13 protein-coding genes are annotated in these 14308 nt (G+C 39.8%); 10 read left to right on the forward strand and 3 right to left on the reverse strand.

What is annotated here, in order from left to right:
* Positions 1–2 precede the first annotated feature (2 nt).
* The 4 genes from ACSLUH_RS11390 to ACSLUH_RS11405 all read left to right on the forward strand — a co-directional run bounded on the left by ACSLUH_RS11390 (position 3) and on the right by ACSLUH_RS11405 (position 4346).
* The gene (locus ACSLUH_RS11390) at positions 3–1421 is read left to right on the forward strand and encodes a glutamate synthase small subunit GltD family protein (protein ID WP_448567056.1); all 1419 of its coding nucleotides are present in this window, start codon (positions 3–5) and stop codon (positions 1419–1421) included.
* A gap of 144 nt (positions 1422–1565) precedes the next feature.
* Complete coding sequence (locus tag ACSLUH_RS11395; protein WP_448567058.1) at positions 1566–2651, forward strand: PAS domain-containing protein; 1086 nt, start codon at positions 1566–1568, stop codon at positions 2649–2651.
* 145 nt (positions 2652–2796) lie between these two features.
* Positions 2797–3549 (forward strand): substrate-binding periplasmic protein, encoded by a 753-nt coding sequence (locus ACSLUH_RS11400; RefSeq protein WP_448567060.1) that lies wholly within the window; start codon positions 2797–2799, stop codon positions 3547–3549.
* A gap of 101 nt (positions 3550–3650) precedes the next feature.
* Complete coding sequence (locus tag ACSLUH_RS11405) at positions 3651–4346, forward strand: hypothetical protein (protein ID WP_448567062.1); 696 nt, start codon at positions 3651–3653, stop codon at positions 4344–4346.
* A 62-nt stretch (positions 4347–4408) separates the two neighbouring features.
* Here ACSLUH_RS11405 and ACSLUH_RS11410 read toward each other — a convergent pair whose 3' ends face one another.
* Entirely contained in the window at positions 4409–6304 is a 1896-nt protein-coding gene (locus ACSLUH_RS11410; RefSeq protein ID WP_448567064.1) for a beta-ketoacyl synthase, read from the reverse strand.
* A 133-nt stretch (positions 6305–6437) separates the two neighbouring features.
* Between ACSLUH_RS11410 and ACSLUH_RS11415 the strand changes: the two genes are divergently transcribed.
* A complete protein-coding gene (locus ACSLUH_RS11415; RefSeq protein WP_448567066.1) occupies positions 6438–7442 on the forward strand; it encodes a GlxA family transcriptional regulator in 1005 nt (334 codons plus the stop codon).
* Positions 7443–7518: 76 nt separating this feature from the next.
* Here the strand turns inward: ACSLUH_RS11415 and ACSLUH_RS11420 are convergent, their stop codons facing one another.
* Positions 7519–7830, reverse strand: a complete 312-nt coding sequence (locus ACSLUH_RS11420) for an ArsR/SmtB family transcription factor (RefSeq protein WP_448567068.1) — start codon at positions 7828–7830, stop codon at positions 7519–7521.
* A gap of 101 nt (positions 7831–7931) precedes the next feature.
* Between ACSLUH_RS11420 and ACSLUH_RS11425 the strand changes: the two genes are divergently transcribed.
* From ACSLUH_RS11425 to ACSLUH_RS11445, 5 genes are all read left to right on the forward strand, one after another.
* The gene (locus tag ACSLUH_RS11425) at positions 7932–10457 is read left to right on the forward strand and encodes an efflux RND transporter permease subunit (RefSeq protein WP_448567070.1); all 2526 of its coding nucleotides are present in this window, start codon (positions 7932–7934) and stop codon (positions 10455–10457) included.
* A gap of 24 nt (positions 10458–10481) precedes the next feature.
* Positions 10482–11273 (forward strand): outer membrane lipoprotein-sorting protein, encoded by a 792-nt coding sequence (locus tag ACSLUH_RS11430; RefSeq protein ID WP_448567072.1) that lies wholly within the window; start codon positions 10482–10484, stop codon positions 11271–11273.
* A 38-nt stretch (positions 11274–11311) separates the two neighbouring features.
* Positions 11312–12649 carry a hypothetical protein gene (locus ACSLUH_RS11435; protein ID WP_448567074.1) on the forward strand — a complete coding sequence of 446 codons (1338 nt, stop codon included), beginning with the start codon at positions 11312–11314 and terminating at the stop codon, positions 12647–12649.
* A gap of 276 nt (positions 12650–12925) precedes the next feature.
* Positions 12926–13309, forward strand: a complete 384-nt coding sequence (locus ACSLUH_RS11440; RefSeq protein WP_448567076.1) for a hypothetical protein — start codon at positions 12926–12928, stop codon at positions 13307–13309.
* 50 nt (positions 13310–13359) lie between these two features.
* The gene (locus ACSLUH_RS11445) at positions 13360–13689 is read left to right on the forward strand and encodes a hypothetical protein (protein ID WP_448567078.1); all 330 of its coding nucleotides are present in this window, start codon (positions 13360–13362) and stop codon (positions 13687–13689) included.
* 76 nt (positions 13690–13765) lie between these two features.
* Here ACSLUH_RS11445 and ACSLUH_RS11450 read toward each other — a convergent pair whose 3' ends face one another.
* The gene (locus tag ACSLUH_RS11450; protein WP_448567080.1) at positions 13766–14212 is read right to left on the reverse strand and encodes a hypothetical protein; all 447 of its coding nucleotides are present in this window, start codon (positions 14210–14212) and stop codon (positions 13766–13768) included.
* Positions 14213–14308 lie beyond the last annotated feature (96 nt).

Genomic DNA, 14308 nt, shown 5'->3' on the forward strand with positions numbered 1-14308 from the left:
CAATGAGTAAGAATGTTTATCAATTTATCGATGTCGAACGTATTGATCCGCCAAAGAAGCCGATTGATACGCGAAAAATTGAGTTTGTTGAAATATATCAACCGATGAGTAATGTCCAAAGTACTGGGCAAGCCGATCGTTGCCTTGATTGTGGTAACCCCTATTGTGAATGGAAATGCCCGGTACACAATTACATCCCTCAGTGGCTAGAATTAGTCACTGAAGGTAAAATATTCGAGGCAGCAGAGCTATGTCATCAAACCAATAGCTTGCCTGAAATGTGCGGTCGTGTCTGCCCTCAGGATAGACTATGCGAATCGGCCTGCACCTTAAATGATGAATTCGGCGCGGTCACCATAGGCAATATCGAAAAATACATTACCGATACCGCTTTTGCCCAAGGTTGGACACCGGATCTTTCACAAGTGACTAAGTTGGGTAAACGCGTCGCAATTATCGGTGCAGGACCTGCCGGCTTAGCATGTGCGGACGTGTTAACTCGTCATGGTGTTGATGCTGTTGTATTCGACAAACATGCTGAAATTGGTGGTCTATTAACTTTTGGCATTCCGTCATTTAAGCTCGAAAAAGAGGTGATTAAACGCCGAAGAGCTATTTTCGAAGGTATGGGCATCGAGTTCCGTTTAAATATCAATGTTGGTCAAGATATTAGCTTTGATAAGTTAAGCCAAGACTTTGATGCGGTTTTTTTAGCAATGGGAACCTATCAAGATATGACGGGAGGGTTTGAACATGAAAATGCCCCAGGCGTATACAACGCCTTAGACTTTCTTATCGGTAACACCCAACAGTTAATGGGCATAACCGACAATGCCAAACCCTATGTCAATTTTGAAGGTAGAAACGTCATTGTACTCGGCGGCGGCGATACCGCGATGGATTGTGTTAGAACCTCAATTCGTCAACAAGCCGCACATGTCACTTGTGCTTATCGTCGTGATGAAGCCAATATGCCTGGCTCACCAAGAGAAGTGCAAAACGCTAAAGAGGAAGGAGTAAATTTTGAATTTAACTTACAACCTCTCGACATCGCTGTTGATGATAGTGGCAAGACGGTTGGTGTAAAATTTGTCAAAACTACATTAGGCGATGCCGATGTAAATGGCAGAAGAAACCCTGAAGTTATCCCTGACTCTGAGTTTATTATGCCTGCCGATGCAGTCGTTATCGCGTTTGGATTTTTACCGAGCCCCCCAAAATGGATGATTGACGCGGGAGTTGAAATAGACGCTAAAGGACGAGTTATTGCATCAGAGCAATCTAACTTTGCTCTTCAAACCAGTAAAAACAATGTCTTTGCTGGTGGTGATATGGTCTTAGGTTCAGATCTTGTCGTTACCGCTATTGATCAAGGACGTAAAGCTGCGCTTGGCATTTTAGATTTTGTTACCCAAGCCTAAGCAGACGAAGGCGTGTAAAACGTTATCGCCCGATAACTATTAAAGCAACTTATCGGGCTTTACTTATCTTAATTTCTCCCTTGTTCAAATCCTTGTCTATACTAACCAATAACATTGAAATTAAAGTGAAAAGCTTATTTCCCGATGATAGAAATTAGTGAGCACGATAACATTGACACACCTCATCACCCGATAGTGAAAAACGCTGAATTGTTATTTCGTGATAGCTTTGACGCTGTGATTATCACTTCTGCCACTATAAGCTCCCCCAAAATTCAATATGCTAACCCTAAGTTTTGCCAGTTAACTGGTTATAGCTTAGAAGAGTTGCTGGGTAAAACCCCTAAAATCCTGCAGGGCGATAAAACCAACCCGCATATAATTAATCGACTACGCGAGTGTCTAGGCGCTGGTAATTCCTTTATTGGCGCTACAGTAAATTATCGAAAAGATGGCAGTGAGTATCATGTTGAATGGAAAATAAATCCGATCGTAAATCAACGAGGAAATGTTATAGGCTACCTATCTGTACAGATGGATTTAACCTTTTTAAAAAATTTACTCTTACGTTTATCAAAAACAACTCACTCATTTAGAGAGTTTCTCAATGAGTTTCTACATAACAAAGAGTATAAGCAGGTTAGTAATAACGTTAAGCAACAAACAAATGTATTGACTCAGCAAGAGCTGTCCAATATGGCCTTGTTTTCAGAAAGCTTGAGAAGCGAGCAACATAAGGAAATATACGACGATGAATTATTCTTTTGTGATGATGAGCCAATGGGCGTTATGCCAGTTCATCATACTCGTACTAAAATTTCAGCGCTAGAGTATTCCAAGTTAGGCGTCACAAATACCGATGATATCGATAATTTAAAAGACATTATCGATGAGTGCGTATCACACATAGAGCTAGCAAGACAAGTAAATAACGAAGGCTCAAAGTATATGCTTTTGGCACTTGCAGACATACAAGAGTTTGCTAATGTGGTCTTTTTTATTGACGAATTTATTGATATCTCAACCGTGCTCGGGCAATTGGTGTCGTCATTAAAACAATCTCCCGAACTACTTGAACAAGGTTTTGCTAAACAAATCGTTTACTCCTTGGTATTAGACTTACAGACATGGTTAGAAAACGTTTTCATTGAAAAGACCAGCGCTGATATTCATGAACTCGATGACAGTATAATATCTTCAGCAAAGCAGTTGATTTTTATGATAAAATAGATATCAAATTCTCTAAAAAAATGCGCATTATCAAAACTCATAAAGACGCCATTAAATAGATGGTCGCTTGTTTTAAATTTGTTATAATTGCCGATAGTTCATACGACACTTGTACCAATTGAAATAAAGGAAGGCAAGATATTCGATGTTAAATTCATGTTCAAAATATCTGCTCGCCGCCATACTTTACCTTACGTTAAGCGCAAACTGTTTCAGTAAAGCATCAATTACCGTTGTCACTGAAGTTTTAGAGCCCTATCAAATGCAAACCTTAGGTGGCCACCTAAGCGGTTTTTCTATTGATGTCGTCAATGCCATGTTCGAACAACTAAATGAAACGGCTAATATTGAGGTGATGTCATGGGCGAGAGCCTACCAAATTGCTTTAACCGAGCCGAATGTGATGATTTTTTCTATGGCCCAAACACCAGAGCGGTTATCCAAATTCAAATGGATAGGTAATTTAACCGAAGAAAAACTTTATTTTTGGGCACTAAAGAATCGCTTTCCCAAAAGCATCAATAATCTAGAACAATTAAAGCAATACTCCATTGCTGCATCAAGGCGCTCTAATGTTGCTGATTATTTAGCGCAGAAAGGATTTCCAAACGTGCATATTTTGATTAAAGAAGCTCAAAATATGCAAATGCTTTTTAATGGCAGGGTCGACATGCTTGTAGCTACCGAGCTTACTGTTAAAACGCGGGCTAAACGTCTTAACCTCGACTTTAATCAATTGATCAAACTTAACGAAGCGACCGAGTTAAATAATAATCTCAGTATTGCTTTTAGCTTAACAACAGATGATGCTCTCGTTAATAAATATCGCCAAGCGTTCAATGTACTGGTCAATAATGGCACCTTAGCGACATTAAAGAAGAAGTGGAATATATTCTAACCCCCATTGTCGACAATAATAACAGAAATAACCAGATAAAATATTAAAACCACAAGAAAGTGCTTATAATTGTCGACAATAATCAACAATTAAAGCAACTAATGGCTTACTACAATATTTTTGGCACGATAAACACCCTATTTATTTTTATTAGCTTGCTGGGTATCTATGCTCAGCTAAAAACTATTTATAAGCGAAAGCTGCAAGTTCTTGGCAATAACGGGCATACAGCGCTGTTATCTGTGAACCAATTTAGTGTCAGTTTCTTTGCCTACTTAGCATTCTTTATATATGGTTATTCTATCGCACCGTTTAATCACTATATTGTTTGGCCACGCTTGATTGCCGCTTTACTCGTATTTTTGATTATTTGGGAGATATGGAAAGATCGAAAATCCCTTTTAACATTATCCGTGTTTATTCTGACCTTACTGTCACTAATCGTAAGTCTAATTGGTTTAGTGCTCGCAGACGTCCACACCGATCATGGAAAAAACATCTCGACAATAATTATCTTGGTGGTTTCTGCTTTTATTGCGCAAGGTTACTTTCATCAAGCAAAACTCATTTTAAAAGCAGGAGAGACTGGCGCCGTCAATTTGAAAATGAGTCAGTTCATTTTCCTAATGGATCTTTCGACTCTCGCCTTTGCCCTATCCATGGGATTCGCCCAAGGATGGCCTTTAATAATATTGGCTACGACTAGCGCGATAACCAAAATTGTGATGATGTACTTATTCTACTGGGTAAAAGTAAGCCCTTTAGCATCACAAAGAAGAAGGCAAGTAAACGTTTAATCAACAAAATGGTGGCAATTATCAGCCACCATTTATCGTTGTCGAATTAACCCGAAAAAAGGTTAAACCATATCTTCAAAAGGGTTATGGGTTGGTAAATCGATGCTGTGAGCAAATGTTGGTAAAGAAATCTTTTCTTTGCTGATTTCGATTTCACTTTCTTCAACAAGACCATCACCAAAACGGTAAATTAACTCAAAATTACCTAAATCGGCTTGTTCTTGGTAACGCTGTTGAGCAATTTTAACTTGCTCATGTTTGTCTAAGTAAGCAGTCATTGCTGATTTGCCATAACGCTTTTCCATCATGTTTAAGCAAACTTTACCAGAGAATACCGTTGCCGTGGCGTTATTACCGCCAAACCCTTTAGAGTTGATAAAGGCCACATCCATATCAGGGCATTGCCAATGCTCAGTAGCAATATTTAAACGCTCGGCATAAACGTCGTCGGCAACCTTATCAATTGTTGTTATTCCCGGCATAATATTGTGTGAAAAAACACCTAAAGCCCATGCGACTTGGTCACCACTAGCTGGGCCAATAGTATGGCCTAAGTAGGCTTTGGGCGCTGCAACAGGCCATGACGTGATATCAAAGCTTTCTGCAATACGATGATAAATTAAAGACTCAGTCACACGGTTTTGTGGAGTACTTGAACCATGAGCTAATATAAAGCTCCGCTTTTGCACCGCTTCTTCACCTAAAATACGTGTTGCTAACGCTACCGATTTCGCCATGGTAATATAGTTACCCGGACCTGGTGCAGTAATTGATTTTTTAATACCATCTGCGTTGGTATAAACATCAGCGACAGCACCTAAAATATCAGCACCTAGCTCTAAAGCGAGGCTGTCATCCATCAGTACTAAAAATTGTGCCGCTTCACCGATAGTAAAACCGCAGTTTTGGCCGAATGGGCGACTGGTACGGCGAAAGTCAACCGTTTCGCTGTTATCAAGCTTTTTAAGACCTTCTTCATTTGCTAAGGCGCTCATATTGCCAAAGCCTTCAACGACTTCCGGCGTGATTGCACAATCATTACTACCGACAATCGCTAAACGAATACGTCCAGCTTGAATATCGTTAACTGCCGCTTTTAAATTATAAAGAAAAGTTGCACAGGCTCCAGTTGAGGTAAATGTCGTCCCAACACTACCTGTTACATAGGCATTTATAAAGTCTGTCGACATAGTATTTAAACCTAAGGCGAGGTTTTTCGTTGACACGCGTTCACCTTTAAGGCGGTTTTGCATCATACCACCAACACCCTCAGCTTGTGTTTGACCGAAAACCGATGCGGAATAAGTACCAATTTCGTCAGGACTCACTTTACTGGCTAACTCTTGCCAGCTAAAACCAGTTGAATGAATAGCGTCTGCAGCACCGAAAATTGTCGCTTGCAAGCCTCGAGGTTGGTAACGAGAGTTATATAGCTTAGCGGGTTCAAAGCCTGTCGGAAACTGGCCTGCACTTTTAATCGGATTATTTCTAACACTGTCATGCTTAACCTGCACTGTTCCGGCGATTTCAACTTTAACTCTTTTTTCATCAAGTTCAGTGAGATGCCATGTTCTTGGTAACGGCGTAGGTAATTCTTTTTTCAACGCTTCAAAGCAGATATTTGAATCACTTGCTTCCATATTGAGCGTTTGCTGCCATGGCGTAGCATCAGGATCAAAATGCTCATTTTCTATTTTACGAATTAAGGTACCAGCAATAATCTGCTCACCAAAAACAGATTCAATTTGTGAACGACTATAAACATTATCGTTTTGATCGAGTAACTGACCATTTTCACTACGAACCAAATTCATTAATGTCGCTAAACCGACGAAGGTCTCTTCTCTGGCTTCGGCATTTAGCTTATCAATTACTACACGACGAAACCCTTGATGGAATGATGTGCGGCCTGCAGCGTTGACGCCACCCATACCAACAATTACTGGTAATGCTGTCATTTAGATATCTCTTTCATAAAAACTCAATATTAAGGCTAGTTTATGCTTAACAGCTGATATTTTATTGTTATAAAAAGCCAAAAATTATGCCATTATAGCCAAATATGTAATTCAAGCCGTTTGGGATGACGTCATGAAAGCTCAACGAAACAGAATAACCATCGCTTTGGTTCTTTATGACCATATGCTGGCAACAAGTGTTAGCCTACCCGTTGAGATGTTGCGGGCGGGAGAAGCTTTAGCGATCCAAGAAAATAAACACGCACCTCGGCTATCCATTCAAATGGTCGCAGAAAGACAACAAGCCGTTTCAACCCGTTCACTTATTAAACTGCTTCCTGATAGTGACATTGCTCATGCGACTACGCCAGATTATGCCTTTATCCCGAGTCTTTGGCGCAATCCTAGGCCAGCGATTGTCAGCAATCCCAAGCTTATAGGTTGGCTAAGTGATATTTGGTATCAAGGAGCCACCATTATCGGCAGCGGCACAGGAGTGTGTTTTTTAGCAGAGTCAGGTATTTTAGACCATCACAGTGCCACAACCCACTGGCATTACGTCGATCAGTTCAGACGAAGCTACCCAAAAGTTGAATTAAAGCCAGATTTCTTTATTACCCAATCAGATCGCATCTACTGCGCAGCAAGTTTAAATGCCTTGGCTGATATCGTCGTTCATATCATCTTTCAAATTTACGGCAAGAACGCTGCACAACACGTAGAACGTAACTTCTCTCATGAAATTAGAAAGCCTTACGAACAACAACGATATCTAGAAGGAGCGGTTGACCGTCATCCGGATGAATTGATCAGTCAAATACAATTTTGGATGAGAACGAACCTAAATGCTGAAGTATCCATGGCTGAGCTTGCCAAGCAATTTGGTATTAGTTTGCGTACCTTGACTCGTCGCTTTAAAGCAGCGACAGGAGTGACCGCGATAACCTATTGGCAGCGTCTAAAAATTCAACAAGCAAAAGAACTACTGTCTTCAAGTAACTTATCTATTCAAGAAATTGCCTTTCAAGTCGGTTATCAAGATCAAGGGCAGCTCACGCGTCTATTTAAGCAAGAGCTTGATGTGACTCCTCGTGACTATCGCGCAACGGTAAGAAAAAAGCTGTTTAGTAGCGACTAACGACATGCTTTAGCGCCGCTGTTTTTTGTTTAATCCAATAGTCGTCATGATTTATATTAATCGCTAAACTCGACATTTACTGACAAAATTCTTTTTGCAAACAATTAATGAGTGTTAAGACTGAAGGGTTACCAATACGATAGTAAATTGTTTGAGATTCACGTCTTGTTTCCACTAAGCCATCACTGCGTAATCTCGCTAAATGTTGAGACAAACTCGATTGACTTAAATCAATTTGTTCATTTAGCTCCGTCACCGACATCTCTTGTTTTCCTAAATGGCATAAAATTAACAAGCGGTTTTCATTACTCATCGCTTTTAGCATTTCTGCGGCTTTAGTTGCATGTTGGCGCATCTCGGCTATATCTATATCAACTTGTTCTTTCATAAGCTTGCTCAACTAAAAATTCACTTGCATATATATTAGCAAGTGCTAATATAATTATAAATTAGATAACACTAATATTAAAATATAACATGAGGTGTGGTGTGAATTACACAAAACTATTAACTTTTGCATTAAATCGACCAAAATTCATTTATGCAATTGTGTTGTTGATGACGCTAACAAGTATCGCGATGATACCTAACTTGTTGATCGATACCGATCCTGAAAACATGTTGAGCAGTGATAATCATGCTCGGGTATTTCACAACCAAACTAAAGCTGCATTTAATATGCACGATATGATCGTCGTTGGTGCGGTAAGTAACGATTCTATCTTCACTCCTGAAAACCTCAATTCACTCAAAATACTTTCTGACCAAATCCTCACGATCGAGGGCGTGATCACAAAAGACTTATTATCACTTAGTGAAGTTGACAATATAACGCAAGAACCAAACGGCGGCATACGTTTTGAATATTTAATGAAACAGGCGCCACAAACATTAGAAGCAAGTTTAGCGTTACAGCAAGCAATTAATCGCCTGCCGATGTTAGAAAATACTTTAGTATCTGGCGATGGTAAAGCTATCGCCATTTACGTCCCTTTAACTCAAAAAGACCTTAGCTATAATGTTGCCGAAAGGATCCGAGAAATCACCGCTAGCCTATCGGTTAACCTTGATTTTCATATCACCGGCCTTCCTATTGCAGAAGACCAATTTGGCTATGAAATGTTTGTACAAATGGGCGTTGCGGCGCCACTTGCAGGCTTAGCCATCTTTTTATTACTGTGGTATTTTTTCAGAAACTTATCATTGATTATTGCACCGATGATTGTCGCCATGGCTACCGTTATAATTATCATGGGTAGTCTTATTGGTATGGGCTTTACTGTTCACATTATGTCGTCAATGATTGCAATTTTCTTAATGCCGATTGCTGTCGTTGATTCGGTGCATATTCTGTCTGAGTTTGCAGAAACCTACAAACCTGGAGATGATCCAAAAGCAGTAGTTCGCAAAGTGATGAAGCACCTATATACACCGATGTTATTTACCTCGATAACTTCTGCTGTTGGCTTTTTCTCGTTATTACTAACACCCATTCCCCCTGTTAAAGTGTTTGGTGCATTTATTGGCAGTGGTATTTTGTTAGCCTTTATATTAACAGTAACTTACTTGCCCGTTTACCTATCGCGTTTAAGCGAGAGTAATTTAACTAAGTTACAAGCTGCTATTGCTCGCATGGAACAAAAAGGCCGTTTAGCCAATGCATTAGAAAAAATGGGTGTCTTCGCTACAACACGTACTAAATTCATTTTAATTAGCGCCCTCGCTTTATTTGCTGTCAGTGCATATGGTGTAAGCAAAATTATCATTAACGATAACCCCGTTAACTGGTTCAAAGCAGATCACGAGATACGCATCGCCGATAAGGCATTAAACAATCACTTTGCCGGCACCTATGATATTTGGTTGGTGTTAAATAGCTCAAATAAAACGGCTAACGCGCACAACCAAACACTTAAAGAAAAACTAGCACAGCTTAAAGCGCAAGGTTTTGATACATCAACCATAGAAAAACACATCGGTAATGTTGCCAATGAGCAAGCTATTTTTAGTCAAGAATTGCTAATTTTACTCGATGACTTGAGCTTTGCAGCTGACGCTAAGCATCAAGATGAACTTGTTGCTCTTTATGAGTTTGTTGAGCAGCGTTTTAATGAAAATAAACTGTTTATTCAACCAGCAATGCTAAATTGGTTGTCCAACTTACAAACCGCAATGAACCAAACCGAGTTTGTTGGCAAATCTAATGGCCTTGCTGATATTGTTAAAACGGTTAACCGTGAACTTAACTCAGGCGAAGCAAAAGATTTTGTTATTCCCGAATCAGCTCGTGGCGTTGCTCAAACGCTTTTACAATATCAATCATCACATCGACCAGATGATTTGTGGCACTTTGTTAGTAAAGACTATCAACAATCATTAATTTGGTTACAAATGACCAGTGGCGACAATCAACATACCACTAAAGTTGTTGAATGGGTCAATGATTATTTAGCCAAGCACCCTGCGCCGCAAGAAATTGAGGTTGAGTGGGCCGGAAAATCATACTTAAATATTATTTGGCAGGACGCTATGGTTAACGGCATGATGAGCAGCTTAATGTCTTCATTCGTCATTGTATTTATCATGATGATTGCCTTATTTCGCTCATTTAAATACGGCATTTTGGCAATGCTGCCATTAACCCTCACCATCACCGTTATTTACGGCTTAATTGGCTGGACGGGCAAAGCCTACGACATGCCGATAGCCGTATTGTCTGCATTAACTTTAGGTTTATCAATAGACTTTGCCATTCATTTTTTACAACGTGCACGCGAACTTGAAAAAGAAACCAATAGCCTAAAGCAAGCATTAACCTTGATGTTTCAAGAGCCAAGCCGAGCGATTGCTCGAAATGCTATCGTTATTGCCATTGGTTTTACCCCACTGTTACTTTCTCCGTTAGTACCTTATATCACCGTTGGCTTTTTCTTAGCTTCAATTATGGCACTATCGGCAATTGTCACTTTGGTTTTGTTACCGAGTTTACTAACGTCATTGTCAAAGGCTTCTTAATAAGAAGTCAGCTAGGAGAGACTTATGAAAGTTTTATTAAACAGTTTAATTATCGCTTTGCTTACTTCAGCGAGTACATATGCAGCTGATAAGCTAACCGATGTAAACCAAATTATCGAAAAATCGAATTTGGCATCCTATTACGCCGGCGATGACGGTCGTGCCCAAGCGCGAATGGTTATTGTCGATAGCCAAGGTAATAAGCAAATGCGACAGTTTACCATTCTACGTAAAGACACCGAGGATTTGGGTGACCAACAAATGCTCGTCTTTTTCTCTCGCCCGAGTGATGTTAGTGGCACGGTGTTTCGTGTCACTAAGAAAATTACCAGTGATGATGACCGTTGGTTGTATTTGCCGGCACTTGATTTAGTTAAACGCATTTCCGCCGGTGATAAACGTACTTCGTTTGTTGGTGCGCATTTTTTCTATGAAGATGTTTCAGGTCGTAACCCAAATGAAGACAACTTTGTCCTAGAAAATAGTGACAACGGCCATTACCAAATAAAAGCAACACCTAAAGATCCAAATACCGTTGAGTTTAGCTGGTATCGAGTGCATATCGACCAAGAAACCTTCTTACCAATGAAGGTCACCTATTTTAATCAACAAAACCAAGCCATTCGTGAAATGGAAGTATTAAAAACACAAGTGATTGATGGATTTACCACGGTGATCCACTCTAAAATCAGTGATTTGAACGATAACAGTTTTACCGAAATGCAATTTCGCGGTGTGCAATACAATATCGGCTTGCCAGAAGATATTTTCTCCGAGCGCAGCTTGAGAACACCTCCTAGACAATGGTTAAACTAAGTTTTAGCGTAAGTAAGCCTTAGCAATAGGAAGATAATATGGTGAACACATTCTTACCTCGGTGGTTATTGCTTAGCATAGCGTTTACTGCTTTTCCCGCTGTTTTCGCTCAGGAACATGCTGAGCAGCAAGAGGGCAGCAAAGTAAAATCACAGCAGTCAGCCGATGAAACCGATTTATGGGGTGATGATTGGGATACCGAAATTAAGCCATCACCTTGGCGCTTCAGTCATCACCTTGAAGTTGGCTTTGGCAAGTTTTCGCACGATAATATCGTGCAATCGACAACGTCATTAAGTGAGGTTACGCTGCGCTTGGGAGCAGACTATCAACATGACCACTTTGATATTTCAGCCAAAGGTGACCTTCGCTACGACGATGTTTTAGAAAAATCGCTTTGGGATACCCGCGAACTAAATATAGCCTTTAGTCCAATCACAAGTCTTGACGTCAAATTGGGGCGACAGGTACTAACATGGGGTACAGGAGATTATCTATTTTTAAATGATCTCTTCCCTAAAGACTGGCAAGCGTTTTTTTCTGGTCGAGATGATGAATACCTAAAAGCACCTTCTGACAGCATTAGAACAACATGGTATGGTTATGGATTGTCAATAGATCTTGCTTATACCCCCGAGTTTACTAGTGATCAGTATATCACTGGTGAGCGATTTTCTTTTTTTTCACCGCTAGCACAACAACAGGTAGCGCCAGCAAACGACTTTGCTGTGATAAAAACCAAAGATGCTCAATGGGCAACACGTATCGCCACCAATAAAGACGGTATTGAATATGCGCTATACGGATATAAAGGCTTTTGGACAACCCCTGTTGGTATGACACCTACCGGACAAGCATACTTTCCGAAGCTAAACTCTTGGGGAGCAAGTATTAGAATGCCATTGGCAGGAGGCTTGTTCAACGCTGAATATTCCCGCTACAACAGTGTTGATGATAGTAACGGCAGCAACCCGTTAATTGCCAATGATCAGCAACGACTTTTACTCGGTTATGAAACCGAAATCATTAAAAACTTAACAGCCAGTGGCCAACTCTATCTTGAAAAAACCGGTAATTATTCAAACTTTATTGCACGTCATCCATTTGCTGAGCAGGCAGTTGATGAAACTCGTCAGTTATTAACTGTTCGTTTAACCTATATGGCAATGCAACAAAAGCTGATCTACTCATGGTTTAGTTTCTATTCACCCAGTGATAAAGATGGTTATATCAAACCGTCGGTGAGTTACCGTTACAGCGATAAGTTACAATTTGCCGCTGGTGCTAACGTCTTTTTTGGTGATAAAGGTTACTCTTTCTTTGGTCAACATCAAGACAATAGTAATGTTTGGTTAAGAGCAAAATGGTTAATGTAACCCCTACTTGTCGATAGAACAGCGAGAAATTAGCCGGCCTTATATGACAACTTTCGACTGACTAAAGAGGAAACATCATTGACTTTCTCTTTAGCACTCAGTCTTTGAGTTAACCACGCGACTTATTGCACTTAGTTTTTAGTTCGTCAGTCCTTGATAAATAAAAAAACACCACATAAAATACAATATACCAAAATAGCTATTGTAATAGATTTATCATCAATTCAGTTAGCTTTTACGATAAGAAATCACGTGTTGACAAGGAAGGGATCTCTAGTGACCAATGTTCATAAAAATATTATTTCGTTTATGATAGGCTGCTGTTTAATTTATCTATTTGTATGGCTAACAGGTATTGTTGCAGCAATACCTGTACCTGAATTTCTTCAACCTTATAGCGAGTTGGTAATTTCATACTATTCAAATACGCTAATTGTCTTATTTTCAAGTATGTTAGCGCTCGTTATTTTATGGGTTATGCAAAAGGGTTTTACCCTATTCACTAAACAAAATTGCATTTATTTGACGCTGCCAATCATGCTGTTTTTACTGGTTTCAGTCTTATCCATGAGTTTTGCACTCAACCCGTTGCTATGTGCCGCTGTCCCAACATTACTTATCGCGGCATTGCAAAGTAAGGACACAGTCGAAGTAAGGTAAAAACTAGCAGAGCCTTAAAGAATATCGATTCAAACATTGAAGGAGTCATCATGTCACCAAGTGAAACATTACTATTTTGTTTAGCAATATCAGTTGTAACTGCCATTGTATTTATCTTTCTTGGTTACCAACTCTCGGTCAATCAAAAAAAACATTGGATCAATGGCGTCGATTTTTCATCATTGTCTAACCCTGAAGCATTTATCAAAGCAATAGGGCGAAGCCTGATTAATACAGGTGTAGCCTTCTTGATTATTTCAGCTCTTTTATATGTTGGCATTATCGGCTATATCGCGTTTGCACTTTTACTAACGGTAATATCTGTTGTCCCCATTATCGCTCTTGTCAAAGAGCAGAAAAAGTATCAAATAGACCACTAAAGACGATGGAGCAGCGTTGGGCAACAGCCATTTTTTATCCTTTGCTTAACGCGATTGTCTAACAGTTGGAAAAGTTTTAACTTTTTGATTTAAAACGTTGGTAATCATCCGCTGATGCGCCATCATGACATTCTGCTTTAATGCGCTTTTCGTTAGCCGTATCGAACTGCTCTAAAACAAAGTAGCCATCACGACAAAAAAGTTCAAGAATCGACAACTCTGCCAAGCGCTGTTCAAAGTAATTCGACAGTGTGTTTTGAAGCGTAAGGCGTGATTGTCGATCTAAACGATTTATTGAACCTCGCCCCCGCTGCGATGCAATCACTCGTTGAATCTTATTTGATAACTCTCCTGCGATGGGTTTCGGAGCATCTAATAGAAAAGCAGAAAATTCAAATATTTTTGAGCCATCTTCCCTTATTTCGGTATGTAACGACTCACCAACATTCGCATTAGTGATGCTGACCTGCCTAGCGCAGGCAGATAACAACATCAAGAGGATCGCGCTAGATAAATGCTTCATTAAACTGCGTTAACGCTCCTATGTTGATTATGTGATTTATTTGCAACTGTCACTATTAAACACTTGTCAGTGCCTGCTGTGAAGGGCAAACTATAG

It is taken from the genome of Thalassotalea ganghwensis, from assembly GCF_053485795.1.

Excerpts from the sequence above, each read along its gene's own strand:
- ACSLUH_RS11390 (WP_448567056.1), top strand. The coding sequence starts at position 3 with ATGAGTAAGAATGTTTATCAATTTATCGATGTCGAACGTATTGATCCG.
- ACSLUH_RS11395 (WP_448567058.1), top strand. The coding sequence starts at position 1,566 with ATGATAGAAATTAGTGAGCACGATAACATTGACACACCTCATCACCCG.
- ACSLUH_RS11400 (WP_448567060.1), top strand. The coding sequence starts at position 2,797 with ATGTTAAATTCATGTTCAAAATATCTGCTCGCCGCCATACTTTACCTT.
- ACSLUH_RS11405 (WP_448567062.1), top strand. The coding sequence starts at position 3,651 with ATGGCTTACTACAATATTTTTGGCACGATAAACACCCTATTTATTTTT.
- ACSLUH_RS11410 (WP_448567064.1), bottom strand. The coding sequence starts at position 6,304 with ATGACAGCATTACCAGTAATTGTTGGTATGGGTGGCGTCAACGCTGCA.
- ACSLUH_RS11415 (WP_448567066.1), top strand. The coding sequence starts at position 6,438 with ATGAAAGCTCAACGAAACAGAATAACCATCGCTTTGGTTCTTTATGAC.
- ACSLUH_RS11420 (WP_448567068.1), bottom strand. The coding sequence starts at position 7,830 with ATGAAAGAACAAGTTGATATAGATATAGCCGAGATGCGCCAACATGCA.
- ACSLUH_RS11430 (WP_448567072.1), top strand. The coding sequence starts at position 10,482 with ATGAAAGTTTTATTAAACAGTTTAATTATCGCTTTGCTTACTTCAGCG.
- ACSLUH_RS11435 (WP_448567074.1), top strand. The coding sequence starts at position 11,312 with ATGGTGAACACATTCTTACCTCGGTGGTTATTGCTTAGCATAGCGTTT.
- ACSLUH_RS11445 (WP_448567078.1), top strand. The coding sequence starts at position 13,360 with ATGTCACCAAGTGAAACATTACTATTTTGTTTAGCAATATCAGTTGTA.
- ACSLUH_RS11450 (WP_448567080.1), bottom strand. The coding sequence starts at position 14,212 with ATGAAGCATTTATCTAGCGCGATCCTCTTGATGTTGTTATCTGCCTGC.